Origin of the sequence: Arthrobacter sp. NPDC093128, assembly GCF_040683875.1 — a bacterium.
Classification (GTDB): Bacteria; Actinomycetota; Actinomycetes; order Actinomycetales; family Micrococcaceae; genus Arthrobacter.
In genome coordinates, this window is record NZ_JBFBEY010000010.1 from 46512 (window position 1) to 70850 (window position 24339).

The window sequence follows — 24339 nt, forward strand, 5'->3', positions numbered from 1 at the left end:
TGCAGTTACCTGGACGCCAGTTCCGGCCGGGAACGGTTCACCACAAGACCGGTGGCCGCGTTCTCACGGACGGCATTAATGCCTGCGACGACGCCCTTCAGCGTCTTGAACCGTGGCGAAACCGCCACTAACGTGCCGTCGTCCGCCGTGAGCCGGAAGTAGAAAGCCTCTTCCTCCGTACTAACAATTTCAAATGTGCCAGCCACTCTGTGGTGCCTCCCCAAAAATCCATGCGTCTTTGCATCGGCCGGTCCTTTATCGGTGCTGCACTGCCACTGCTGCAAACCGGCTAATTGAGCTTAACCGGGAGGTGAGGCAGTTCACAAAGCTACCAGCGGGTACATTACAGACCGCGTCTTCCACGGGCTATTTCGCCTGGTCGTAGGAGTCCACGACGGCTACGCTCACCGGAAATTCGACCGGAATCCGGCCGAACAGCAGTTCCTTGGCCGCAGCGGCTGCTGCCTCGATGGCCCCGATGCAGGCCTCCACCGAATCATCAGGGCAGTGGACCATGACTTCGTCGTGCAGGAAGAACACCAGCTCGCCGGCTGGTTGGCCGGCTGACCGCATGGCGCGGAGCCGCCGTCGTAATTCCGCCAGCCAGCAGGCAGCCCAATCGGCGGCAGAGCCCTGGACCACGAAGTTGCGGGTGAACCGGCCCCTCGAGCGGGCAACCGCATCTGCCCGCCGCTGTTCCTCGGCGGTGGTGGACTTCTGGCTTTGCAGCCAGCGGTCCGACGGCGGTGGGCTGCTGCGGCCCAGCCGTGAGGAGACTGTCCCGCCCGCTTCGCCGTCGCGGGCGGCCTGTTCCACGAAGCCGACGGCACGCGGATATGTGCGGGTCAGCTGGGGCATGAGGCGCCCGGATTCGCCGGTGGTGGCGCCGTAGATGGCACCGAGCAGGGCGATCTTGGCCTTGGCGCGGTCACCGCCGAAGCCTTGCGCTGCGATGCCGGCGTAAAGGTCCTTGTCCCGGGCGGCTTCGGCCATTTTGGAGTCCTGGGCCAGGGCCACCAGGACACGCGGCTCAAGCTGTGAGGCGTCGGCCACGATGAGTTTGTGGCCGGGGTCGGCGTGCACGGCGCCGCGGATCTGGCGCGGTATCTGCAGGGCACCGCCGCCCCGGGATGCCCAACGCCCGGAGACGACTCCGCCCACCACGTACTCGGGCTGGAAGCGGCCGTGCTTAACCCAGGCGTCCAGCCAGGCCCAGCCGTTGGCCGCATGCAGCCGTGACAGCTTCTTGTAGGCAAGGAGCGGCTCGATGGCAGGATGGCTGGATTCCTTCAGCTCCCATTGCCGGGTGGTCTTCACTTCGATGCCGTTCCGGTGCAGGGCCCGCATGAGTTCCTGCGGCGAATCCGGGTTCAGGCCTGGCGAGTTCAGGAGCCTGCGGAGTTCGGTGTTCAGCGCCTCGAGCTTGGCGGGCCGGTGGCCCAGCGGCGGGCGCGGGCCGAGATAGTCCGCAAGGATCTGTTCGTGCAGTTCTTCCCGCCAGGGTACGCCGGTGTGCTGCATTTCCGCGGCGATCATGGCACCGGCGGATTCCGCGGCGAGAAGCAGCTGCAGCCGCTGCTTGCGGTTCGCGTCCGTGCCCGCCTGGCTCAGGGCTTCCTGCTGGGCCGCGTACTCGGTGCGCAGTTCCTCCGGCGAGTGCCTGGGCGCACGGCCGAGCCCGGAGTCCTCGAACAAGGCCCCCTGGTGTGCCGGCTGGGGCGGCGGCTGGAGGCTGCGGGGCGGTTGCTGCAGGTCGTCGTCATGCGTGAGCTTTTCCGCGCTCCGGGCGTAGGCAGTGTGGGCGGTGAACTCCGAATGTGCCAGGATGGCGCCGCAGAGCGTGAGGTCGTAGCAGCGTTCCAGCTCGACGCCGGCATTCAGCAGCGCCGGGTACCAGTCCTGCGTGCGGTGCCAGATCCAGCGCGGACGCCGCTTTTCGAGTTCATGCACGACGCCGGCCAGCTCGGCGGCGCTGATCAGGCGGGGTTCCGGGTTCGCCGCCGCCGGCGTGCCGTCCGCCGTGAGTTCCTGTAGGGCTGCGCCGTCGGTGTGGGCGGACAGCAGCAGATACATAGCCCCAATTCTGCCCTGTGGTGCGTCATGGTTTGCGCCGGGGGCGGGTCAATTGCGGACAGCGTGTGTCCTCGTAGGGGTTTGTGTCGGCGCACTCTCCCTCCACAGGCGCCCGGATGCGAGCGTTGTCCACATGGCACGCGGGCGGTCTGTTGCGCCGACAGGCTGCTGGGCACAGTGTCAGGATGAGCAGGCAGCATCTTCAGAAACCTTTGCCGGAATTTACCGGGCCCGGACCGGCGGCAGCTTCCGGAGGAGCCTCCGGAAGAGCCGCAGGCCCCCCGGAGTCGGCCACGGCGGCACGCAGTGCTGCACGCGGCGCGCCGCCCGAACGCGACGCGACTGGACGGTCAGCGTGGGGACGGCAAACGCCCGCCCGGCAATCGGCGGCGGCAAAGTTGCCTGGCCCGGGCACTGCGCCTGGCCGCGCCTTTCCGCCGGCAAGGGATGCACCGGTGGGTGCACGGGCCCCGGGAGCATGGCTTCCGGCCGAGTCCGCGGAAACGCTCCTGGTGACGGGCTTCGACTTCCTGCGCGGCGAGATTGAAGGGATCGTGGCCGCTGCCGGCGGCGAACTCCGCGTGGTGGCCGACGCCACCGAAGCGGCTCCCTTCTGGGACACCGCAGCCGTCGTGCTGGTGGGCAGCGATATCCGGGAGCTGCCGCCACGGCGCCGGGCCCCTGCCGTTCTCGTGGGTCTGGGCGGCGAGGGCGACAGCCTCTGGCACCTTGCCGCGGCCCTGGGAGCCGAACGCGTGGCAGTGCTCCCCGATGCTGCCGCGTGGCTGGCTGAATACCTGAGCCGCTCCCGGTCTCCGGAAGCGGGAGGACTTGTTCTGGGCGTGACCGGCGGGTGCGGGGGTGCCGGCGCCACTACCGCTGCCATCTGGATCGCGCAGGCAGCCGCGGAATGGGGAGCCCGGGTTCTCTTGATCGACGGCGATCCCTGGGGCGGCGGCCTCGAGCTTGCGCTCGCTGCCGAGGAATCTCTCGGGCTTCGCTGGACTGACCTTTCGGATGCCAGCGGAAGCATTGACCCGGAACAGCTATCCGATGCACTGCCCGTGGCGGGCGGGTTCTCCTTCCTGTCCTGGCCGGGCAGCCGCGAACGCCAGTCCGGTGTGGAAGCCGCCACTGTCGGCGGGGTTCTCGATGCCGCCCGGCGGGGGTACGAACTGGTCCTCGTGGACATCGGGCGCGGAACGGAGCCGCTGCGGACGTTCGCGTGGGACTGTGACCGCATCCTCGTGGTGGCTCCTGCGCAGCTGAAAGCAGCCGTTGCCTCGGCCAGGCTGCTGCAGGAGCTTCCTCCGGTGGAGACGGCGCTGGTCATCAGGGGCAAGGCCGGGGCAGTCCTCGACGGGCCGCTGATCGCCGAATCCGTGGGCCTGCCGCTGCAGGGACTTGTCCCGGAGGTAAAAGGCACCGCCAGTGCCACAGAACTCGGCCGCCTGCTGGAAATGGGCCGCCGGCGCACCGTACGCCGGTTCGCGGCGTCGGTCCTGGAATTGCTGGGCGGTGAGCTTCCATGAGCACACCCCCGCAGCCGCCGGGGCTGTCCCGGTTTCCCGGGTCTGGCGGGGGCTCCAGGCGGCGCCCGAACCGTGCCCTGGATGCGGGCCTGCTCGAATCCGTCCGGGAGTCAGTAATGGCCGATTCCGGCCCGGTGACACCGTCCCGGGTGGCCGCTGCGGTGCAGGCCACCGGCAAACTCCTTGGGACGGCGGGATCGCTGGCCGCGGTGGAGCGCATCAGTGCCGAGCTCAACGGCCTCGGACCTCTCCAAGTGTTGACCCGGGATCCGTCAGTAACGGACATCTTCGTCAACGCCCCGGACTCGGTCTGGCTGGACCGGGGAAACGGCCTGGAGAGTGCGGGGGTATCGTTTTCCTCCGAAGCCGAGGTCCGCGCCCTGGCATCCCGGCTCGTGGCGGCAGGTGGGCGGCGCCTCGACGACGGTTCCCCGTGCGTGGACGTCAGGCTCCAGGCCGGCTACCGCATCCACGCCGTCCTGCCGCCCATTTCGACTGCAGGAACCCTGCTGAGCGTCCGTATCCGCCGGCACGAAGTGTTCACACTGGACGAACTTCGGGAGGGCGGCATGTTTGGCGGCCTGGTCCAGGACGTGTTGGAGCGCATGGTTTCCCGCCGGCTGAGCTTCCTGATCAGCGGGGCGACCGGATCAGGCAAGACCACCCTTCTCTCCACGTTGCTGGGGCTGAGCCATCATGGCGAACGGCTGGTCCTGATAGAGGATGCCTCTGAACTGAACCCTGTCCATCCGCACGTGGTGTCGCTTGAATCGAGGCACGGAAACCTCGAAGGAGGCGGTGGCGTGGACCTTGCCGAACTGGTCCGCCAGGCCCTCCGGATGAGGCCCGACCGGCTGGTGGTGGGGGAGTGCCGCGGAGCCGAAGTCCGTGAACTGCTGACCGCCATGAACACCGGACACACCGGAGGAGGAGGCACCATCCATGCCAACACAGCGGCCGCCGTGCCTGCGCGGCTCACGGCCCTGGGCGCCCTCGCCGGGCTGGGCCAGGACGCCATGCGGCTGCAGGTCGCCAGCGCCCTCGACGTCGTGGTGCATGTTGAACGGTCCCGCGGAGGACGCCACGTTGCATGCATCGGCGTCGTCGACGATGCCGCCCACGGACTGGAAGTTTCCGCGGCCGTGGCGGTGCAGGCGGGAACCGTCAGTCTGGGACCGGCATGGCCAGGGCTGGCCCGGAGGCTTGGCCTTGACGATTCCGGGATGGTGGACGGGGGACGCGGGCCGGCGGACTGGGGATCCGTGCCGCGGGGATCAATGCCCGGGGCAAGCGAATGATGGTTCCGCTGATCGCCTCGTTGGCACTTGCTGCGTGGCTGGCGCTGCGGCCTCCCGGCGGCCGATCAGGCAGGATCCGCAACGCACTGGATCCGGGGCGCGCTGAGCCTCAGGGGAGGGGCGTCGGCCGGGGCCGGGGTGCCGGCAGAGGCCGTGGCACAGGAAGCGTCGGCCAGCGGGACACACCCGATGGCCGGCGTGCAATCTGGCCAGGAAAGTCCGGCCGACGCTCCGCCCCTGTGCCGATGACGGTTGTTGTCCAGCAGTTGGCCGCACTGCTCAAGGGCGGACGTACGGCCGCCCGGCTGTGGGATGAACTGTGGCTGGTCTATGCCGCGGAAGACTGCCACGGAGCCGAAGATAGACCGGCGCTCACGCCTGCGTCATTGTCGTTGCTGTCGGTGGCCCGGGCAGCCGCCATGAGGGGTTCTCCGGTGGCGGACGCCATTCGGGCAGCGTCTGCCGCTGCCTTCTCCGGGGGACAAAATCGGGAACGGAGAATCTGGGGCGAGCTGGCCGCCTGCTTCGATATTGCGGCCGCCAGCGGATGCCCGCTTGCGGACGTCCTGACCCGCTTGGCCGCCCAGCTTGAAGTGGAGGACGACGCTGAAGCCGCCCGGCAGACTGCCCTGGCAGGGCCGAAGGCTACCGTCACGCTTCTCACCTGGCTGCCGCTGTTGGGTCTGGGGTTGGGGGTTGCCCTTGGCGTGGATCCGTTGTCCATCCTGCTCGGCACACCGTTTGGCGTGGCCGCGCTCGCCGCGGGCGTGGCGCTGACAGCCGCCGGCCGGATTTGGTCCGCCAGGCTGGTCCGCTCTGCCATTGGAACACCATGACGGCGGAATGGCTGCCGTCCGTGTTCTTCGCGCTGGCGCTGGCCGCCGCCGTGACGCTGGCTTTGACCGGCCGTGGAGGTGCGCACAGAAGGCTCCTCAGGCAGCATCAGGTGCACGTGGGAGAAGGCAGGAACGGCGACGGCGGCACCACGGACGGGCCGGATCTGCAGGCAGATGAGGGCCTGCGTGACACGGCCATGATGCTGGAGCTGATCGGAGCGATGCTGGATGCCGGTTCGGGGATCGGACGGGCGCTGGAGCTGGTCGCAGCTTCAGCCTCACCCGAGTATCACCGGTCGCTGCGCCCGGTTGTGTCGGCCCTGGCCATTGGAGCCGACTGGGAAACAGCCTGGCGAAGTTCCGAGGTCCGGACGCCCGAGCTGCTGATCCTGCGCCAGGCGCTGGGGTTTGCCGCCCTGACCGGGGCGCCGTCGTCTGCCATTCTCTACGCCCAGGCCGCCCGGCTGCGGCGGGAGCGCTTCCGCGCGGCGGAAAAGCGTGCCGCCGCGCTCGGCGTCAGGCTGGTTATCCCGCTCGGCCTGTGTTCGCTGCCCGCCTTCATCTGTCTGGGCGTTGTGCCGGTACTGCTCGCCATGCTCCCGTCCGGAGCCTGAGCCCGAGGCCTCTGTGCGCGGCTTTGACGGCGTTCGAGTGTTCCTCCACAGCCAAGACTTCACAGGCTTTTCCACTTAGCCCAATTTCTGCCTTATCCGCGTTTGCCGGAGCCGGGAGAGTCGAGTCAGCCGGCATTCAGCCGGAAACCAATGAAAGGAACTGCCATGTCAACCACGTCCAACCACCGTCCCTATACCCAGCCGGAGCCCTCAGGCCTCGCGGCATCGGAAGAAGCGGAGGTCCGGGAAATCTACCCCGGTGCCAGGGCCGCGGCCCCGGTCTCCGCACGTGCGCGAACACGCCTGATGGGATCGGAGATGGGAATGGCCACCGCGGAATATGCCATCGCCACCTTGGCGGCAGTGGGCTTTGCCGGGATTCTGGTGTTCATTCTCCGCAGCGATGAAGTCCGTGGCTTCCTGCTGAACCTGATCCGGACAGCACTGGCGTTGCCATGACGCCCGTCGTGCACCGTGGTGCGCCGGGCGGGAAGGCACTCCGGGGTCCGGGGAAGGACCGCGGAGCTGTCACGGCCGAATTCGCGGTGGCGCTGCCGGCAGTCCTGCTACTCCTCGCCCTGCTGCTCGCGGGCTCGGCGGCCGGGATTACCCAGCTGCGGCTCGAAGAAGCGGCAAGGGCCGGGGCGAGGGCGCTGGCCCGGGGGGAGGACGCCGGAGCAGTGGACGGAATCGTCCGGCAACTCGCGGGCGCCTCCGCGTCGTCGTCGATCGTGGCCGATGGCGCATGGCTAAGCGTCACGGTTTCCGGCCGGGTCTCCGGTCCCGTCGGGTCGATGGTCCCCTGGACCCTGTCCGCCCGGGCCATGGCGCGGGGCGAAACCGCCGAATCAGCAGGCATCCGTCAGTCAGTGCCACGGTCCGCACCCGCGCGGGAGCATCGTCCGGAAGCTTCGGCCTCATGACCAAACTGCGGAGGCCGGAGCCAGGGCTTCAGGAAGGGCGGAGTCCGGAGCCGAAGAATCCGGAACCTCGTAGTCCGGAACCTCGGACTGCAGGGCACCGGATTGCGCACCCGCGGAATCCGGTGGAGAGCCGTCCTACGCGTTCGTCTGAGCGCGGATCCGGAACGGTTCTTGCCGCCGGGCTCGGGATGGTGGTGATGGTGGCCATGGCGTTGATGCTCCTGCTCGCCCAATCCGCAGTGATGGCGTCCAGGGCCGCAGCGGCCGCCGACCTTGCAGCACTGGCGGCCGCCGACGCCCTGCGGGGAATCAGCCCGGGTGCGCCGTGCTCGGTCGCGGCCGATGTCGCGGGCAGGCAGGGGGCAAGGATTGTCGGCTGCACGGAAGGGGGAGGTGAAACAGTGGAGATCCGGACGGAGCTCTTGAACCGCAGCATGTTCGGCGCCGCCACCGGCCACGCCAGGGCCGGGCCGCCCCCATGACGTGCGCGTTCCCGGGCAGCCCTGCAGTCGCATGTGCCAGTCAGCCCGCTGATAGTCAGCCCGCGGATAGTCCAGAACCGGGCTCGGATGCGGGTAGGCCGCCGACCAGGTCCAGAACCGGTGCTCAGAACGGAGCCGCGTGCTCTTCCGTTTGCCTCGTCTGCCCTGCGGGGGCCGGCTGAGGACCTCCCAGCTGCTCAGTGGCGTCTTTCAGCAGCACGTCGATCAGGGTGATCGCGGCCGCCTTGTCCAGCGGGTTGTTCTTGTTGCCGCACTTGGGCGACTGGACGCAGGACGGGCAGCCGGTGTCGCACTCGCAGGCGGCGATCGCGTCACGGGTGGCCGACAGCCAGACCTTGGCCTTATCGAAGCCGCGTTCGGCAAAACCGGCGCCGCCGGGGTGCCCGTCGTACACAAAGATCGTGGGCACCCCGGTGTCGGCGTGAATGGCAGTGGAGACCCCGCCGATGTCCCAGCGGTCGCTGGACGCCACGAGCGGGAGCAGCCCGATGGCGGCGTGTTCGGCTGCGTGAAGGGCTCCGGGGAACTGGGCTTCGATCAGCCCGGCCCCGGTCAGCGAACGGTTGTCCACCACAAACCAGACAGCCTTCGTGAACAGGTCCCGGGCGCCGAGCTCCAGCGGTTCCTCGCCCAGGATCTCATTCGAAATCAGCGCCTTGCGCTGGAAGGAGACCACCTGTGTTGTCACTTTCACGTCCCCGAAATGCACCGCAACGTCACCCCACTGGGCCGTGCGCTGCGTCTCCAGGACTTCGATCTGGGTCACGTCGCGGGCAGTGGTGTAGTAGTCGGGGTTGGCGCGGCGCACCATCACGCAGTGGTCTCCCTCGTTCAGGTCTTCCACCACATAGCTGTCGCCCTGATGCACGTACACGGCACCGGTGTGGGCCTGGTAATGCGTTTGCGGGGAGTCCATCGTTCCGAGCAGGGAACCCGTCTCGGCGTCGACGATGCTTACCGGACCGCCGCCGTCCGCCCTAAGGTTCACCATGGCGGCCGCGCTCTGCGGATGGGTCCAGAACCAGCCGGCCGGACGTTTGCGCAGGTAGCCCTGGGACACGAGCTGGTCCAGGAGTTTCTCCGCTGTGGGTCCGAAGAGCTCCAGCTCTGCGTAGCCCAGCGGCAGCTCAGCCGCGGCGGCACACAGGTGTGGCCCCAGCACGTACGGATTGGAGGGATCGAACACCGTGGCTTCCACGGAAACGTCAAAGATGGCTTCCGGGTGGTTCACCAGGTAGGTGTCCAGCGGATCATCGCTGGCCACGAACGCGGCGATGGCGTCCTGGCCCGCTCGCCCCGCCCGGCCGATCTGCTGGAAGAGGGATGCCCGTGTGCCGGGCCAGCCGGCAACCAGGACGGCATCGAGGCCGGAGATGTCGATGCCGAGTTCGAGGGCGGAGGTGCTGGAGACGCCCAGGAGTTCCCCTGACCGCAGGGCTTTCTCCAGCGCCCGCCGCTCTTCCGGCAGGTAACCGGACCGGTACGCCGCGACGCGCTGGGGGAGGCTGGGGTCCACCTCGTCCAGGAGCCGCTTGGTGATGGCGGAGATGGTTTCGGCCCCGCGGCGGGACTTGATGAACGCAATGGTGCGGATGCGGGTGGAAACCAGGTTGGCCAGCAGGTCCGCAGTTTCAGCAAGGGCGGTCCTGCGCTCCTTCGCGCCGTTCTCACCCCGCAGTTCCGTGAGGGCCGGCTCCCAGAAGGCCACGGTGGTGGAGCCGTGCGGCGAGGAATCCTCGGACACGGCCCGGACCGGTGCGCCGATGAGCCGGCCGAAGGACATGTCAGGCTCGGAAGCCGTTGCCGAGGCCGCGATGAACACCGGGCCCGGCTGGGAGTTGTTGGCGCTGTAATACGCGCAGATGCGCCGCAGCCGACGCATCAGGTTGGCCACGTGGGAGCCAAATACGCCGCGGTAGCTGTGGGCCTCGTCCACAATGACGTACTTGAGCCGGCGGAAGAAGCTGGCCCACCAGGCATGGTTGGGCAGGATGCCGAAGTGCAGCATGTCGGGGTTGGCCAGGATCACGTTGGCGTGGTCCCGGATCCAGCGCCGCGACGCCGGGTCGGTGTCGCCGTCGTACGTTTCCGCCCGGACCGTCGGGAGCTTCAGTGAACGGATGGCAGCGAGCTGATCGGCGGCCAGGGCCTTGGTGGGGGAGAGGTACAAGGCCACGGCGCCGTCGTCGTGGATCTTTCCCGGCTCGGAAAGTACACGCAGCTCCGAACGGTGGATCGCGTCCAGCGCAGGCAGCTGGTAGGCCAGGGACTTACCGGAGGCGGTACCCGTGGCGATGACTACGTGCTCGCCGCCGTGGGCAAAGTTCGCCGCCTGGATTTGGTGACGGTACGGCTCATGGATTCCCAGGGAACCGTAGGCCTTGATGAGATCGGGGTGGGTCCATTCCGGCCACGGCTCGTTCACGGCCTGGCGGGCGGGAATGATGCGCACATGACGCAGCTGTTCCGGGTCCGGGCCACGGCCCAGCAGCGGAATCAGGGAGTCATGGGGGTTCACCTCAATATTGTTTCATCCGGGCTCAAATCGCCCGGCATCAACAATGCCGATGGTGAAGGGGCGTCAGCCGACCGAGAGGTCAGAACCTTCGTCCGACGCGGACAGCATCAGCACGTGGCACAGGGTCTTCCAGCCCAGGTGGGAGTACAGCTTCTGCCCGTCCAGCGACGCCAGCAACAGGCCGTTTTCCACATCGTGCTCGAAGGCCTGCGCCGCCAGGGCCTTCATGATGAAGCTCCCCAGCCCGCGCCGCTGATACGCCGGTTCGGTGACGATCTTGTCGAAAACGGCAGTGTGACCCACCACGAATACGCGACCGCTGACGGCCACTGATTCGCCGGCGTGCACCACGGCATGATGGACGCCGTCCTCCCTGAACGTGGTCAGCTTCAGATCATCATCCGACAGCCAGGGATCTTCGGAGTCCTGCGTCTCCATGTCCACGATCATCATGGTCTGGGATGCGGAGGTGACGTTCAGGCCCTGTTGCTCGGCCAGGTAGGTGTACCGCGCGACGTCATTGGTGAGGATGGTGAGGATCCTGGCCGGCGCTTCAGCCGTCTTTGCCGCAAGCTCGGCGAATTCGGTGTCCGAGGGATCGTGGGCGAAGTATTCCCATTCCTTGGTGGTGTCCGCGCGCAGCGCGGCCGGGAAGCGGCCTTCCGTCCGCGTCTCGTAGCCCCGGCAACCGGCCCATCCGGTCACCCAGATCTCCACGAGGCGGGTGATGTCTTCAACCATGGCGTCTGGACTCATGTGATGAGAGTATTCCAGCCCTGCCGCCAGCAACAGGGGTAGGGTCCGGGAACCGGGCTTGCTTATGGAATTGTGACCGGAGGGACGTACCGGTTGCGGAACGGTGCCGGTTCCGGGTTTGAGGGCAGCAAGTACCCTTAAAACGTGGCTCTAAACAGAATTGTGCTCTTTTACGGCTTTACCCCGATCGCCGACCCCGATGTCGTGCGCCTGTGGCAGCGCGCCCTTTGCGAGAAGCTGGGCCTGACCGGACGCATCCTCATCTCCAAGGACGGCATCAACGCGACCGTTGGCGGCGAGCTGACCGCCGTCAAGCAGTACGTGAAGACCACACGCGAGTACAAAGGCTTTCACGGCATCGACATCAAGTGGTCCGACGGCGGCGCGGAGGACTTCCCGCGGCTCAGCGTCAAGGTGCGTGACGAGATCGTCTCCTTCGGCGCCCCCGGCGAACTCAACGTGGATGCCGGCGGCGTTGTGGGCGGAGGAACGCATCTCAAGCCGGAAGAGCTCCACCAGCTCGTGGATGCCAAGAAGGAGAGCGGCGAGGACGTGGTGTTCTTCGACGGCCGCAACGCGTTCGAAGCGCAGATCGGCAAGTTCAAGGATGCGATTGTCCCGGATGTGGCCACCACGCACGACTTCATCAAGGAACTCGATTCCGGCAAGTACGACTCCCTCAAGGACAAACCGGTGGTCACGTACTGCACCGGCGGGATCCGCTGCGAAGTGCTGTCCAGCCTCATGGTGAACCGCGGGTTCAAGGAGGTCTACCAGCTGGACGGCGGGATCGTCCGCTACGGCGAGACGTTCAAGGACCAGGGCCTCTGGGAGGGCTCGCTCTACGTCTTCGACAAGCGCATGCACCTCGAATTCAGCGAGGACGCCAAGACCATCGGCGAGTGTGTGCGCTGTTCAGCCCCCACCAGCAAATTCGAGAACTGCTCCAACCTCAGCTGCCGCACCCTCACGCTTTACTGCGCGGAGTGCGCCTCCAGCCCGGAGACCCTGCGCTGCCCTGAGGGCTGTGCAGTTTAGCCCTGAGGCCGGATTTCAGATCCGGCTCACCCGGTAGGCGAAGTTCGCGGCAGACTGCGCGGCCACTTCCACGCTGAGCACGGAATCCTCGGACACGTGGATCACGTTCACCCGTGATGTTCCGCAGCGCAGGCTCAGGTCCACCAGCGCAAACTCACCGTCGCGCACGGTGAAGGACACCCGGCGGGGGCTTTTGCAGGCCAGCGTCAGCGAGTACGTCCCGCTTGGCAGATGCCCTGTGCTCTCCAGGCGCGTGGTCGCCGCCTGCAGCAGGCCGAAACCCGTGTGGAAAACCTGCCCGGCCGTATCTGGGAGGACCCGCTCCACCCAGGCGTCAAGTTCCGCCCCGGACACCGGCAGGTTCCGCCGTGGGTCCTGCGGGAGCGCCGCGTCCGTGAACGGCGGCGCCGTCGCGCTCGGCAACGGCCCGCGGCCGTCGTCGTACACGTATTCGCAGCCGCTCAGCGCCGCCCCGGCGGCCAGCACACCGGAAAGCACGACGGCGGCCGCCGCGGCCGTCCGCCGTGGCACCCGGGGTGCCTGCACGGTGTGCATACTCTGACTCTAGGCCTGCCGCCACGCGCAAGCCAGAGGATGCCGGACGCCGTCCAGGCGCTGCGTCAAGGCGGCGGGGGAGGCATACCTCGGGCGTCTTCCGCCGTCACGGCGTTGGGTCCGAAATCCGCACGCCACCCGCAGACGTACGCGCTTCCGGTCCTTTGTCTCTTACCAGGTACAGCTCCACCTGGCCCGTTCCCAACGCAATCTGATGGCTGACCACTTCCCCGCACGGCGTCGGAAAATGCTCGACTGTTTGGGTTCCCAGGGAAATCACCGCGAGCTGCGCGTCGGGCGCGCCCACACAGGCGGCGGAGATCGTATAAGTGCCCGCCTGGGTGAGGTAGGAATGGAACATGAAGCCGCCTGCGCCGGAACGGCTGCTGATGCCTCCCGTCCCTCCTCCCGCGCCCACCGGGACTTCCGCGAGCATCAGTTCGACGGCGGCCATGTTGCGTTCCAGCTCGGCTTCAAGTTCCGGATCCACAGAAGGCAGCGGCGCCGTTGAGGCCACGCCGCTGCCCGTCCGGCCGGCGCCCGAAGGGGCTTGCCCGACGTCGTCTGCGTATTCGCACCCGGCCAGGCCGGCGGCGAGCAGGGCAGCGACCAGGAACACCGAGCGTTTTGCCGTCCGGACCGCCACTACTGCCCGCTCCCGGCAGCCGGCAGCAGGCTGTACGCGGCCTGGACGGGGTGGTTGTTCGCGTCCACCATCACCATGACACCCTCCGGACCCACCTGAATGTCTGCGGGAACCGGTCGGCCGCAGGGAAGGCCGCTGCCCTGGAACAGATCCTCACCCCTGGGCCGGAGAACGGTGACGTCGACGGTGGCCGGCCCCTCGCAGACGAACGTGAAGGTCAGCATGCCGGGCGCGTCAACAGGACCGGAATGATGCCACTTGCCGTCCCACGGATAGCCCCGGTACTCACCGGCCTGTACAGGTCCGAGTTTCCTGGCAGCCCAGGCCGTTGTTTCGGCGGCAGAGGGGCCGCGGGGCGCCCGATCCGGGTCCAGCTTGACGCCCGTGAAGACGTACGGCCACTCGGCCGGCGGCACAACTTCAGCGCTGATCCTGCCGCCCTTGTGGTCCAGGTACATCACTTTGCCCATTCCGCACCGGAAAGACGTGCGTTCCGGCTCGGCGTTCCCCAGGCGCACCACCAGTTCGGCGCCCGGCGCCGCAACGCAGGCCGCCGTCAGGAAGTATTCGCCGGTGGGGACTTCCTCGGTCCACGAGGCCGTAGCCCCTGCGGCGTAGGGCAGCCCGCTCCCATCCCGGGGGCCCAGAACTTCTTCCAGCGCGTCGATGTTGTCCTGTGGGTACGGCTGGTCCCGAAGACTGGGCGGCGTGACCCGGTTGTCCGGGCTGGCGTTGGACGGCGGGCCGGACGCTGCGTCCTTCGGCGCATCTCCGTCAGTGTTGTATTCGCAGCCGCTTATACCGCCGGCGAGCAGCCATAGAACCGGCAGGACCGCGGCGAGGCGCTTTATCCGCTTCCCCCAAAGAGCTGACATGTCCCCGAGCATACGCACCGTCGCCGGCGGCGCAAGTCACAGCTAGCTTCCTGCCGCCAGATGGTACGCGTAGAGGAGCGGAGCATCCACGCTGGACGTGCTGATCTGCACGGTCCCGGCAGCGGGCACGGTGATTCTGGCGCGTTCGCGGCTGCCGTTGCAGGCCGCCCCGGCTTCAGCAATCCTGGTGCCGCCCGACGTCACGGTAAAGAAGGCCTTGCCCCCGCCGTCGCACGTCATTGTCAGGGTGTACGCCCCCGCGGGAACGTCGGCCGCGTCCTTGACCAGCGGCTCGCGGTTGAGGATCTTGCCGGCATCCTCAAGCACGGTTCCGCCGGCCGTCGGCAGCGCCGTGGCCTTCCATGCCGGGACGTCGGCGTTCTCGATGGAGATGGCCGGGGAGCAGGCCGAGGCGGCGGCCACGAGGCAGGCGCCGGCAACCGCCGTGCCGGCGACGCGCCGTAGTGCAGTCAGCCGTTGCGGCCCGGATGAACGTGAAAGCATACGTCCAACTTACCCGTTGAAACGGGCCGGTTCGGACGCCTGCCGAGGCTCCGGGCGCCCTTCGAGCGTTGCTTAGCCGGCGATCAGTTCCTGCACTTTTCCCCGGTGCAGGGCAACATAGACGCGGTCCCGCAGCCGGTTGGCCTCCTCACCGGTCAGCGTCCGGTCGAGCGGCTGGAGCACCAGTTGGAGCAGGACGTTAACGTCTCCCGGGGCCATGCGGAGGCGGTCGACGGCGGCCGGCGGCAGCTCCGCCGTCGGCGTCACCGCTTTGATCTCCAGGGCTGCGAGGACGTCGGCGTCCGTCCCGAGGGCGCCGCGGGCCCGGTCGCCGAGCAGTTCGACGTCGGCCTCGGCAGGGTCGGCCAGCACCAGGGAAAGGTCCCGGCGGACGGCAGGCATGAGTGAAACCGGCCGGTAGGGGGCAAGGTCCAGCAGCTGCGCCCGGATCTCCGGGTTCTCCGAGCGGAGCAGCCGGATGTCGTCGATGCCTTTGCGCAGCATGACTGCCCTGTCCAGTCCCATCCCCAGTGCAAGGCCGGCCCACCTCCGCGGATCAAGCCCGGAGCTGCGCAGGACCGGGGCAGCCACAAGGCCGCACTCGGCGAGTTCGAGCCATTCGCTCCTGCCGTCCGGCAGCGTGACCAGCACGTCCAGCTGCCGGCCGGCGGCCGTATAGCTGTGCGTGGACGGCGTTGACCGCCACTGCACCCCCGGATAGTCCGCCTCGGGCAGCACGGCCTCAACGACGGCCGCCATCATCGACTGGAGGTCGGCCGGCCCCAGCAGCCCGCGCGCTTTGAGGCGCCACAGATCAGCCTGGTGCGGCGCGCCGACGTGCGTGCGGTCCACGGCGTCCCGGCGGTAAACCAGTCCGGGCAGCACATGCAGCCTGTCGTAAAGGCCCTGCTCGCCACGGAGAGAGTCGAGGAGCGCCGGGATTCCCGCCGAAGTGTGGCTACGGAGCATCACTGTGGGACTGACGTGGCGCGAATACCGCGAGTCACGGGTGATGTCGGCAGGCGAGTAGCCCAGCCTGTCGTAGTTGTCGGCGGTGGCCACGAGCGGATTCAGCCGGTGGGTTTCCGAGGGGACGCTCCAGAGCCGTTCGAGCGCTGACACCACGCCTGCCAGTAACAGCTGCATGGCGTGGGCACCGGCGGCGGGGTCCGTAAGGTCACGCAGGGTGAGGGCGGAATTGAGTTCAGTCAGGGAGAGATAGTTCTTCACGGGGGGATCCTTTGCTGGCAGCTTGCGGTAGGGGAGCAATCACCCTCAGCCGCTGCACCGGACGGACCCCGGCGGCCGCAGTTATGCGCGCAACAAGAAGCCCGTGCGGCCGGAAAGCGGCCGAGGGCTGATAAATCGTTGCTGCAGATGCATGGGACCATGGTGCCCCTGCACGCACCGGATCCGCAACCTCCGGCTGTACGGGCCGGCCATGACAGTGCTGCTACACGAGCTCATCCAGGCGGCGCCAGAATGCCGCCCTGATGGCCTTGCGGATGTCCTGGAGGTCCGTCTTGGCTTCACCGATCTTCGCGGCGCAGTCCTTGATCAGCACCCGGTCAATGGTCGGCGGCAGCAGCGGACGCTCGGCGAGGAGTTCGTTGAGTTCGCGCTGGGTAACGCTGCCGTGCCAGTTGTCCGCAAGGCTGACAGCCACAGCTTCGGCGCTTTCCACGAGATCGAACCAGGGGCTTTGGGCCGCGGGGGCGCCGGTTTCGGTCGAATACACCGGTTCACGGCGAACAGCACCTGCCGCCGGCACCGGCCGCGCATCAGGCTGCACGCGCCGTGGGCCCGGCGTGGGCACCGGCCTGCCGGACGGACCAGCAGGGCCCGGACTTGCCTGGCCGGCGGCAGCGGGGGCGAGCGGACCGGCGGGCCCCGAAGCATCAGACGAGGCGCCGGACGAGGCAGTGGACGGGGCCGCGGCAGACGGGCCGGAGGTCCCCACTGACGCGCCAGCACCTGAACCTGCACCCACGCCACCGGCACCCGCCCCACCGGGAAGGGCCCCCGGACGCGGAACCGGGCGGGGCCCCGGGACTGAACGCTGGCCGTTTGCTGATGCGCTGCCAGCAACCGGCGGGGCCGCGTACGCCGCCACGTCCGCCTCCGTGGGAACGTCGGAAGCTGCCGCAACAGCCCCAACCCGGTCAGCGGCGTCGGCCGTTGCATCGGACGGTTCCGCGATGGCCCAGGCCGTCATCGGCGCGGACTTCGCAAAGCAGCGGTCCAGGAGCGACTGCGGCAGCGTGGCGATGTCGTCAACCTGCAACGCAAGGTGCTCTGCCACCGCGGTGACTCCCAGCCGGTGACCCTGGTTCTCGATTCCCAGCAGCACCACCTTCATGCCGAGGTCCTGGGCTGCTTCCACGGCTTCGGCCAGGTCGTCGTCGCCGGACAGCAGGTAGGCGACGTCGGCCGAGCGGTTCCGGGCGACACCCACCAGATCCAGCCCGAGCTTGAGATCCACGCCCTTCTGCTCGCCGTTGTAGGACATGCGCCCCAGCCGAACCTTGACGCCCGGAAGCAGGCCGATCCGCTTGTGTTCGTCGCTGAACAGGCCGTCCTTGGCGGCGTCATACCAGTACATCCTCAGCAGGTCCCGGCTGTCGCGCTCGCTCACGAAACCCTGGATTCCGTCCACCAGGCTCTTGTATTGGACGGAAAACGCAGAGCGCAGTGAGTTCCCGGTGACCCGCAGCCCGCCTGTGGCCAGGAGGAAACCTGCGTCAACGAAGATCACACTTTTGCGGCTCATGCTCAGAAGCATAAGTGGTGCTGCCCACAATCCGGCCGCAGGCCGGGCACAGCCTGGCCAACGCGGCCCGTCATCGCAGCCTCACCACCCGGCCTGCGCCCAGCCCGCGCCCAGCCTGGAGGAGTCCGCCGGAACCATAGACTTGCACGGTGACTGAAACAGCTATGCACTTCACGGCCGGCAACACTCCCGACGCCCCGCGCAGCGACCTCCCGGAGCTGCTGTCGGCCCTCGCCACGGACCTGCGCAACGCCGGGTACACCGTGGATGGTGTGGCAGGACTGCTCGGCGAGTCAGCCAATGCCGCCCTCGGCCGCGATCAGCTCATTCCGGCGTTGATTGTCACCGAAGCCGCCGGAAAGAGTGACCGGCACGCCGCGGCGCTTGCCGCCGTCGTACGCCTGTGGCTGCTGGCGGTGCCCCAGGACGCGGAAGTGCTCGACGCCGCCCTCCCGGGGATCCGCACGGAGGGTCTCCTGGCGCTGGGGCTCGTTGAACCGGCCGAGACGGCGGGGGTTGGCACGGGTCGCGGCACGGGAGCTGTCCGGGCGAAGGCTGATCTTCGGCCGTATGGCTGGAGCGGTGATGCCGCAACGGACACGGACGGAAGCGGCGGCGCGGATCTCTGGGTGGCCAGCGACCTCGCGGCGCACCAGCAGCCCGGCGTCCTCCGGCACGACCACGTTCTGGGAATCGGGCAGGCGTCCACCACCCTGGTGCGCACCACGATCCGGCGTCCCGTGGCGAGGGCCCTGGACCTGGGCACCGGCTGCGGCATCCAGTCCTTCCACCTGCTGCACCACGCTGAGCACGTGACGGCCACGGACATCTCTGCCCGGGCGCTGGCCTTTACCCGTTTCAACCTGCTCCTGAACGCCGAAGCGCTGCACATCGACCCGGCCAGCCCGGAAACGTGGGTCAGCCTCCGGCTAGGTTCGCTGCTGGAACCGGTGGCCGGTGAAACCTTCGACCTCGTGGTCTCCAACCCGCCGTTCGTCATCACGCCCCGGAGCCTCGGCGAGGCTGCCGCGGACCAGTTCACCTACCGCGACGGCGGCCTGCCGGGGGACGACATCGTCGCCTCGCTGGTCAGGGCACTGCCGTCGGTCCTCGCCCCGGCCGGAACAGCGCAGCTTTTGGGCAACTGGGAGGTCGCCGCCGGAACGTCGTGGCAGGAACGGCCGCAAAGCTGGGCCGGTCCGGACGTGGATGCATGGTTCATCCAGCGCGAGCTGGTGGGACCGGAACAGTACGCCGAGACCTGGCTGCAGGATGCCTCCGAAGCCCGGGACCGCCAGCACTACCAGGACGCCTACGCCGCCTACCTGGACGACTTCGCCTCGCGGAACGTGGAGGGGATCGGTTTCGGCATGATCTACCTGCGGCGACCCGCTGCCGGCGTCCGGCCGGTCATCAGCCGCTTCGAGGAGATTACCTATCCCATCGAACAGCCCGTCGGCCCCCACCTGGGCGCAGCCGTGGAGCGGGCCGACTGGCTGGCAGCCAACGAACTGGCCGCCGCGCACCTGCTGGTGGCGGAGGACGTCACTGAGGAGCGCCACCAGCGCCCCGGAGCGGAACACCCCGGCGTGATCCTGCTGCGCCAAGGCGCAGGGCTCCGCCGCACCAACCTGCTGAGCACTGAGCTCGCGGGCTTCGTCTCAGCGTGCGACGGTGACCTGTCCGTCGGGCAGATCATTGGCGCCCTTGAAGCGCTGCTGGGCGGGGGAGAAGGGTTTGACGGCGACGCGTTCCGGGACGGGCTTCTGGCCGAGGTGCGCAACCTGGTCCGCGACGGATTCCTGCTGCCGGCCTGAACCATGGCCTGCCCGGCCAGTGACTGCGGGGTCTGATACCGCTGGGCCGGCCGCCTGGCCGGACAGGGCTGGGCCGGCCGCCTTGCCGGAAACCGCCCGGCCCGTGGGGGCAGACCCGGTAGGGGCGGGGCCGTCCGGGTCATCCGTGCGCGCGTCAGTTTGGCCGGCGTCAGTTTGGCCTGGAGCATCCGGGAGGGCCGGTGCCAGATCCTGTGAACCGAAACGCCACAGCACCGTTATGGCGATGACCAGGGAAACGACTGCGCCGGTTCCGCCGATCAGCAGGAAGCCGGACCGGACCGGCAGCAGCGCGCCCAGGAGTCCGCCGAGAGCCAACGCCGCAATGGCGACGGCCCGGGTCAGGCCTCCGATCATGGACATCGCCTGCCCCCGGCCATCCTCGGGGATCCGGAGGATCACGATTGCCCCGAAGCATGCATTGAGGACACCGCAGGAGACCCCCATGCCGGTGTAGGCAACAAACATAATGCCCACGTTCGGCACCAGCCCGATGCAGGCCAGCACCGCGGACGTCAGTGCCATGGACCCCAGGAGGACGCGGAGCCGCACCGGGGGCGTTTTGATCAGGCCGGCGAGGGCGGCCCCGGCAGACATTCCCAGGGCAAACGCGGCAACGAGCAGGCCGTACTGCGTTTCGGAGGCACCCATCTCGCCCCGGACCAGGAACACTTCAAGGACGTTGGTCGCTTCCCCCACGGCTATGAAAAACAGGGCGCCGATCACCAGGGCCCACACCAGGCTGTCCCGCCGGATAAGCCGGAGCCCGTCCAGCAAAGCGGGCCGGTTCCGGCCGGCGAGGTCCGCTGCGGTCCCCCGTCGTGTCCGGATCAGGACGGCGCCCAGCCCCATGGCGACGTAGCAGGCGCTCGCCACGGAAAAGACCAGCACCGGGCCGCCCCATCCGCTCAGCAGCCCTCCGGCCGCGGGTCCGGCCATCCCCGCGATCATGATGGTGGCCTGCATGGTGCCGACGGCGCGGGGTGTCCGCTCCTCACCGACGATCCGGGGCAGCAGCGCCTGCCATGTGGGGCCGGCCACGGCCTGGCAAACGTTGAGCACGAGAGTGAGCGCGAAGAGCGCGGGAATGTAATTCTCCAGGTAGTGCATGCTCAGGCCCATGCCAGCCACGGCGGCGGCGCTGCCGGCGGAAGTCGCCGTCGCGAGTGTCCGGGAATCCCGCGTGTCCGCCAGCCTGCCGGCCCAGGGGGCGAGGACCACCAGCGGGAGGGCCGAACACAGCAGGTAGGCGGCCACCAGCCAGGAGCCCGCCAGGGGAATGGTGCCGGACGCGTCAGCCGCCTGCAGATACAGCATTACGCTGACAACAACGGCGCCCATGCCGGCGGCGGCCATAAAGCGGGCGCTGCTTGCCAACAGGAAATCCCGGTTTCGCCAGAGCGGTGAATTTGCGCGTAGTAAGGCAGACGATGGCCCGGACGAGTCCCCCATGTCCGCGAAGCTACTCCCCGCCCTGTGGGAATGTCAAGCGTTTCTTTCAGAGTTGCCGCAGGCTCGATAGAATGGAGGTGTGAATGCAGAAACTCCTGAGGCGGAGCCAGCCACGCGAGAGGGCGCCAAACGCAGGGTACGGCCGGAGAAGAAGGTGGAGATCACCGATCCCAAGGCCATCCGCGCGCTTGCCCATGCGGCACGGCTGGAAGTGATCTCGGAGCTGTATTCCACGCAGGTCAGCCGGACGGCCACGGAGCTTGCCGCGCAGACGGGCCTGACGCCGAGCGCCATGAGCTACCACCTGCGGGCCCTGCAGAAGTGGGGAATCGTGGAACCCGCCGCCACCGCGGGCGATGCGCGCGAACGGCGATGGCGGGCTGCCGGGACGGATTTCACCATCAATTCCGGCGGGGGAGTGGCCAGCCCGGAGTTTGCCGTTCTGGACCTGGAACTGGATGCCTTCCGGCGCAGGGTCAACGCGTACGCCAAGGTCCGGGACGAACGCCGGCAAAACAGTGAAACGGCCGAATCCCCAGGTCTCGTGGTGCTGTCCACCGACCTCCTGTACCTGACCCCGACGCAGCGCTCGGAACTGACGGCGAAGGTCTTTGGATTGCTCAGGGAGTACGAGCTTGACGATCCGGACCGGGTCCCCGAAGGAGCCGAACGCATGGCCACAATGTGGTCCCTGATTCCGGACGACCGGAAGTGATTCCCGGCACCCGTTTTCCACATGAATGCGCATCCTCCTGCAAAATATGGTGAACTAGGCGAGTATGGGCTCATCTGCCCGAGCCAACCTTTTTCTGTAGGAGCACCGTGCCAAGCAAGGCCAAAACCGGCAAGAAACTCGTGATCGTGGAGTCTCCGGCCAAGAGCAAGACCATCGCCAAGTACTTGGGCGAGGGCTTCATCGTCGAGGCCTCCATCGGTCACATCCGCGATCTGCCGCAGCCTTCGGAACTCCCTGCCGAGCTCAAGAAAACCTCCATCGGCAAGTTCGCCGTCGACATCGAAAACGACTTCAAGCCGTACTACGTGGTGTCCCCGGACAAGAAGAAAAAGGTTGCCGAACTCAAGGCCCAGCTCAAAGACGCTGACGCTCTTTATCTCGCAACCGATGGGGACCGCGAGGGCGAGGCCATCGCGTGGCACCTGCTGGAAGTGCTCAAGCCCAAAGTCCCCGTGTACCGGATGACGTTCGGCGAAATCACCAAGGAAGCCATCCAGCGCGCCATGGGCAACCTGCGCGATGTCGACCAGGACCTCGTGGACGCCCAGGAAACCCGCCGCGTGCTGGACCGCCTGTACGGTTACGAAATTTCCCCCGTTCTCTGGCGCAAGGTGGCCCGCGGCCTGTCCGCCGGCCGCGTCCAGTCCGTGGTCACCCGCATGGTGGTGGACCGCGAACGGGAACGCATGGCGTTCAAGTCGGCGTCCTACTGGGACCTCACCGGCCAGTTCGGCGCCGAGTCGGGCTCCTTCAAAGCGAAGCTGGCTGCCGTTGACGGCGCCAAGGTGGCCAGCGGCCGTGACTTCAACGACGACGGCGAACTCACCTCGCGCAATGTTGCGCACCTGAACGAGGAACTCGCCATGTCCCTGGCGGCGGGACTGCAGGACGCAGAATTCCGTGTCCGCTCCGTCGACACCAAGCCGTACACCCGCCGGCCGGCCGCTCCGTTCACCACCTCCACGCTGCAGCAGGAAGCCGGCCGCAAGCTGCGGTTCTCCTCCAAGAGCACCATGCAGGTGGCCCAGCGCCTCTACGAAAACGGCTACATCACCTATATGCGTACGGACTCGTCCGCGCTGAGTGACGAAGCCGTGACGGCAGCCCGCCGCCAGGCCTCCGAGCTGTACGGCCCGGAGTACATCCCGGCGTCGCCCCGCGTGTACACCGGCAAGGCTGCGAACGCACAGGAAGCCCACGAGGCCATCCGCCCCGCCGGTGACTCCTTCCGCACCCCCGCGCAGGTCGCCAAGCAGCTTTCCGGCGACGAGTTCCGCCTGTACGAGCTCATCTGGAAGCGCACCGTCGCCTCCCAGATGGGTGACGCCAAGGGTTCCACCGCCACCATCCGCCTCGGCGCGGTGGCAGTGGACGGCCGGGACGCCGAGTTCTCGGCCTCCGGTACCGTCATCACCTTCCCCGGCTTCCTCGCCGCTTACGAAGAAGGCAAGGACGAAAGCCGCGGGGATGACGACTCCGAGGAAGCCCGCCGCCTGCCCAACGTGGCCAAGGGCGATTCCGTCACCGCCGCGGACATCATCGCCGTGGGCCACGAGACTTCGCCGCCGCCGCGCTACACGGAAGCCTCCCTGACAGCGGAGCTGGAAAAGAAGGGCATCGGACGCCCGTCCACGTATGCCTCCACCATCTCCACCATCCAGGACCGCGGCTACGTGCGTAAGCAGGGCTCCGCGCTGGTCCCCAGCTGGATCGCGTTCTCCGTGATCAGGCTGCTCGAACAGCACTTCCATGACTACGTGGACTACGAGTTCACGGCGGACATGGAAGGTGACCTCGACAAGATCGCCAACGGCCAGGCCGTGGGCGCTGCCTGGCTCAAGCACTTCTATTACGGCGAGGACGCCGATCCCGGACTGTTGAGCATCGTGAACAACCTCGGCGAAATCGACGCCCGGGAGATCAACTCGGTGCCCATTGCCGAGGGAATCACGCTGCGCGTCGGCAAGTTCGGACCGTACCTCGAAAGCTCCATCCCCACGGTGGACCCGAAGACCGGTGAGGTTGTTGAGTCCGCCCGCGCCAACGTTCCCGAGGACCTGGCCCCGGATGAGCTGACGGCGGCCAAGGCCAAAGAGCTGATGGAAACCGCGGCTCCCGAAGAGCGTGTTCTTGGCGAGGATCCGCATACCGGGCACACCGTTGTGGCCAAGAACGGCCGCTACGGCGCCTACGTCACGGAGATCATTCCGGAGATGACGGAGGAGCAGCTGGCCAACCAGCCGGTGGAGTACTACAAGAACGGCAAGCCCAAGCCGGCGAAGAAGCCCGTCAAGGCCAAGCCGCGCACAGGTTCGCTGTTCGCGTCCATGACCGTTGACTCCATCACCCTCGATGAGGCGATGCAGCTCATGAGTCTTCCGCGTGTCCTGGGCCAGGATGCCGAGGGGAACCCGATCACGGTCCAGAACGGCCGCTTTGGCCCGTACCTGAAGAAGGGCACGGACTCACGCTCCATCGGTTCCGAAGAGGAGATCTTCACGATCACGCTGGAGCAGGCGCTGGAGATCTACTCGCAGCCCAAGCAGCGTGGCGCCCGCGCCGCCGTTCCGCCGCTGGCCGAGTTCGGTCCTGACCCGGTGTCGGAGAAGAACATCGTGGTGAAGGAAGGCCGCTTCGGCCCGTACATCACCGACGGCATCACCAACATCACCGTTCCCCGTGCCACCTCGCTCGAGGAACTGACCCGGGAACAGGCCGTGGAACTCCTGGCGGAGAAGCGCGCCAAGGGCCCGGCCAAGCGTCCCGCCACGGCCCGCAAGGCACCGGCGAAGAAGAAGGCCGCCGCCAAGAAGTAGCGATTCCACTGCTCGCTGAATTCGCCGGAAGGGTGCGAATTCGCCGATTTTCCGGCGAA

The 24339-nt window shown here is 67.7% G+C and carries 21 protein-coding genes and 1 pseudogene; 11 read left to right on the top strand and 11 right to left on the bottom strand.

All coding sequences use genetic code 11. The annotated features are described in order from the left end of the window. Positions 1-5: 5 nt before the first annotated feature. Together AB0N24_RS13265 and AB0N24_RS13270 are read right to left on the bottom strand one after the other, a co-directional pair. Positions 6-206 carry a YegP family protein gene (locus AB0N24_RS13265; protein WP_364124782.1) on the bottom strand — a complete coding sequence of 67 codons (201 nt, stop codon included), beginning with the start codon at positions 204-206 and terminating at the stop codon, positions 6-8. 160 nt (positions 207-366) lie between these two features. Further along, positions 367-2073 (bottom strand): bifunctional 3'-5' exonuclease/DNA polymerase, encoded by a 1707-nt coding sequence (locus AB0N24_RS13270; protein WP_364124785.1) that lies wholly within the window; start codon positions 2071-2073, stop codon positions 367-369. A 455-nt stretch (positions 2074-2528) separates the two neighbouring features. On the opposite strand from AB0N24_RS13270, the gene ssd reads away from it, so the two are divergent. The 7 genes from ssd to AB0N24_RS13305 all read left to right on the top strand — a co-directional run bounded on the left by ssd (position 2529) and on the right by AB0N24_RS13305 (position 7758). Further along, a complete protein-coding gene (ssd, locus tag AB0N24_RS13275) occupies positions 2529-3605 on the top strand; it encodes a septum site-determining protein Ssd (RefSeq protein ID WP_364124787.1) in 1077 nt (358 codons plus the stop codon). Then, the gene (locus AB0N24_RS13280; protein WP_364124790.1) at positions 3602-4903 is read left to right on the top strand and encodes a TadA family conjugal transfer-associated ATPase; all 1302 of its coding nucleotides are present in this window, start codon (positions 3602-3604) and stop codon (positions 4901-4903) included. The genes ssd and AB0N24_RS13280 overlap by 4 nt, the downstream gene beginning before the upstream one ends. A 245-nt stretch (positions 4904-5148) precedes the next feature. Next, positions 5149-5739, top strand: coding sequence for a hypothetical protein (locus AB0N24_RS13285; protein ID WP_364124792.1), 591 nt, complete (start codon positions 5149-5151; stop codon positions 5737-5739). Continuing rightward, complete coding sequence (locus AB0N24_RS13290) at positions 5736-6353, top strand: type II secretion system F family protein (RefSeq protein ID WP_364124795.1); 618 nt, start codon at positions 5736-5738, stop codon at positions 6351-6353. The genes AB0N24_RS13285 and AB0N24_RS13290 overlap by 4 nt, the downstream gene beginning before the upstream one ends. A gap of 165 nt (positions 6354-6518) precedes the next feature. Then, positions 6519-6812, top strand: a complete 294-nt coding sequence (locus AB0N24_RS13295; RefSeq protein ID WP_364124798.1) for a DUF4244 domain-containing protein — start codon at positions 6519-6521, stop codon at positions 6810-6812. After that, entirely contained in the window at positions 6809-7276 is a 468-nt protein-coding gene (locus AB0N24_RS13300; protein ID WP_364124801.1) for a TadE family type IV pilus minor pilin, read from the top strand. Before AB0N24_RS13295 ends, AB0N24_RS13300 begins: the two co-directional genes overlap by 4 nt. A gap of 122 nt (positions 7277-7398) precedes the next feature. Then, positions 7399-7758 (top strand): Rv3654c family TadE-like protein, encoded by a 360-nt coding sequence (locus tag AB0N24_RS13305; RefSeq protein WP_364124803.1) that lies wholly within the window; start codon positions 7399-7401, stop codon positions 7756-7758. Positions 7759-7882: 124 nt separating this feature from the next. On the opposite strand, the gene AB0N24_RS13310 is transcribed toward AB0N24_RS13305, so the two are convergent. Both AB0N24_RS13310 and AB0N24_RS13315 read right to left on the bottom strand, forming a co-directional pair. Continuing rightward, complete coding sequence (locus AB0N24_RS13310) at positions 7883-10297, bottom strand: DEAD/DEAH box helicase (RefSeq protein ID WP_364124806.1); 2415 nt, start codon at positions 10295-10297, stop codon at positions 7883-7885. A gap of 63 nt (positions 10298-10360) precedes the next feature. After that, complete coding sequence (locus AB0N24_RS13315; protein ID WP_364124808.1) at positions 10361-11053, bottom strand: GNAT family N-acetyltransferase; 693 nt, start codon at positions 11051-11053, stop codon at positions 10361-10363. 144 nt (positions 11054-11197) lie between these two features. Between AB0N24_RS13315 and AB0N24_RS13320 the strand changes: the two genes are divergently transcribed. Beyond that, the gene (locus AB0N24_RS13320; RefSeq protein WP_364124811.1) at positions 11198-12091 is read left to right on the top strand and encodes a rhodanese-related sulfurtransferase; all 894 of its coding nucleotides are present in this window, start codon (positions 11198-11200) and stop codon (positions 12089-12091) included. A 15-nt stretch (positions 12092-12106) separates the two neighbouring features. Here AB0N24_RS13320 and AB0N24_RS13325 read toward each other — a convergent pair whose 3' ends face one another. From AB0N24_RS13325 to AB0N24_RS13350, 6 genes are all read right to left on the bottom strand, one after another. Next, the gene (locus tag AB0N24_RS13325; protein WP_364124814.1) at positions 12107-12646 is read right to left on the bottom strand and encodes a hypothetical protein; all 540 of its coding nucleotides are present in this window, start codon (positions 12644-12646) and stop codon (positions 12107-12109) included. Positions 12647-12752: 106 nt separating this feature from the next. Continuing rightward, positions 12753-13292: a hypothetical protein gene (locus AB0N24_RS13330; RefSeq protein ID WP_364124816.1), complete on the bottom strand. Its 540-nt coding sequence runs from the start codon at positions 13290-13292 to the stop codon at positions 12753-12755. Next, on the bottom strand, positions 13292-14167 hold the full coding sequence (locus AB0N24_RS13335; RefSeq protein WP_364124819.1) for a hypothetical protein: 876 nt from the start codon (positions 14165-14167) through the stop codon (positions 13292-13294). The genes AB0N24_RS13330 and AB0N24_RS13335 overlap by 1 nt, the downstream gene beginning before the upstream one ends. A gap of 42 nt (positions 14168-14209) precedes the next feature. Next, a complete protein-coding gene (locus tag AB0N24_RS13340) occupies positions 14210-14671 on the bottom strand; it encodes a hypothetical protein (protein WP_364124822.1) in 462 nt (153 codons plus the stop codon). 72 nt (positions 14672-14743) lie between these two features. Beyond that, positions 14744-15901, bottom strand: coding sequence for a hypothetical protein (locus AB0N24_RS13345; protein ID WP_364124825.1), 1158 nt, complete (start codon positions 15899-15901; stop codon positions 14744-14746). A gap of 223 nt (positions 15902-16124) precedes the next feature. Continuing rightward, positions 16125-17441 carry an NYN domain-containing protein gene (locus AB0N24_RS13350; protein WP_364124827.1) on the bottom strand — a complete coding sequence of 439 codons (1317 nt, stop codon included), beginning with the start codon at positions 17439-17441 and terminating at the stop codon, positions 16125-16127. Between the two features lie 164 nt (positions 17442-17605). On the opposite strand from AB0N24_RS13350, the gene AB0N24_RS13355 reads away from it, so the two are divergent. Continuing rightward, positions 17606-19258 carry a methyltransferase gene (locus AB0N24_RS13355; protein ID WP_364125181.1) on the top strand — a complete coding sequence of 551 codons (1653 nt, stop codon included), beginning with the start codon at positions 17606-17608 and terminating at the stop codon, positions 19256-19258. A gap of 225 nt (positions 19259-19483) precedes the next feature. Here the strand turns inward: AB0N24_RS13355 and AB0N24_RS13360 are convergent. Next, positions 19484-20728: pseudogene (locus tag AB0N24_RS13360) on the bottom strand (MFS transporter); the annotation flags it as partial. A gap of 79 nt (positions 20729-20807) precedes the next feature. On the opposite strand from AB0N24_RS13360, the gene AB0N24_RS13365 reads away from it, so the two are divergent. Next, positions 20808-21443 carry a winged helix-turn-helix domain-containing protein gene (locus AB0N24_RS13365; protein WP_364124829.1) on the top strand — a complete coding sequence of 212 codons (636 nt, stop codon included), beginning with the start codon at positions 20808-20810 and terminating at the stop codon, positions 21441-21443. A 107-nt stretch (positions 21444-21550) separates the two neighbouring features. After that, positions 21551-24280: a type I DNA topoisomerase gene (gene topA, locus AB0N24_RS13370; protein WP_364124832.1), complete on the top strand. Its 2730-nt coding sequence runs from the start codon at positions 21551-21553 to the stop codon at positions 24278-24280. The last annotated feature ends 59 nt before the right edge of the window (positions 24281-24339 follow it).

Excerpts from the sequence above, each read along its gene's own strand:
- AB0N24_RS13335 (WP_364124819.1), bottom strand. The coding sequence starts at position 14,167 with ATGTCAGCTCTTTGGGGGAAGCGGATAAAGCGCCTCGCCGCGGTCCTG.
- AB0N24_RS13325 (WP_364124814.1), bottom strand. The coding sequence starts at position 12,646 with ATGCACACCGTGCAGGCACCCCGGGTGCCACGGCGGACGGCCGCGGCG.
- AB0N24_RS13300 (WP_364124801.1), top strand. The coding sequence starts at position 6,809 with ATGACGCCCGTCGTGCACCGTGGTGCGCCGGGCGGGAAGGCACTCCGG.
- AB0N24_RS13285 (WP_364124792.1), top strand. The coding sequence starts at position 5,149 with ATGACGGTTGTTGTCCAGCAGTTGGCCGCACTGCTCAAGGGCGGACGT.
- AB0N24_RS13270 (WP_364124785.1), bottom strand. The coding sequence starts at position 2,073 with ATGTATCTGCTGCTGTCCGCCCACACCGACGGCGCAGCCCTACAGGAA.
- AB0N24_RS13340 (WP_364124822.1), bottom strand. The coding sequence starts at position 14,671 with ATGCTTTCACGTTCATCCGGGCCGCAACGGCTGACTGCACTACGGCGC.
- AB0N24_RS13280 (WP_364124790.1), top strand. The coding sequence starts at position 3,602 with ATGAGCACACCCCCGCAGCCGCCGGGGCTGTCCCGGTTTCCCGGGTCT.
- AB0N24_RS13295 (WP_364124798.1), top strand. The coding sequence starts at position 6,519 with ATGTCAACCACGTCCAACCACCGTCCCTATACCCAGCCGGAGCCCTCA.
- AB0N24_RS13355 (WP_364125181.1), top strand. The coding sequence starts at position 17,606 with ATGCACTTCACGGCCGGCAACACTCCCGACGCCCCGCGCAGCGACCTC.
- AB0N24_RS13290 (WP_364124795.1), top strand. The coding sequence starts at position 5,736 with ATGACGGCGGAATGGCTGCCGTCCGTGTTCTTCGCGCTGGCGCTGGCC.
- AB0N24_RS13350 (WP_364124827.1), bottom strand. The coding sequence starts at position 17,441 with ATGAGCCGCAAAAGTGTGATCTTCGTTGACGCAGGTTTCCTCCTGGCC.
- AB0N24_RS13315 (WP_364124808.1), bottom strand. The coding sequence starts at position 11,053 with ATGAGTCCAGACGCCATGGTTGAAGACATCACCCGCCTCGTGGAGATC.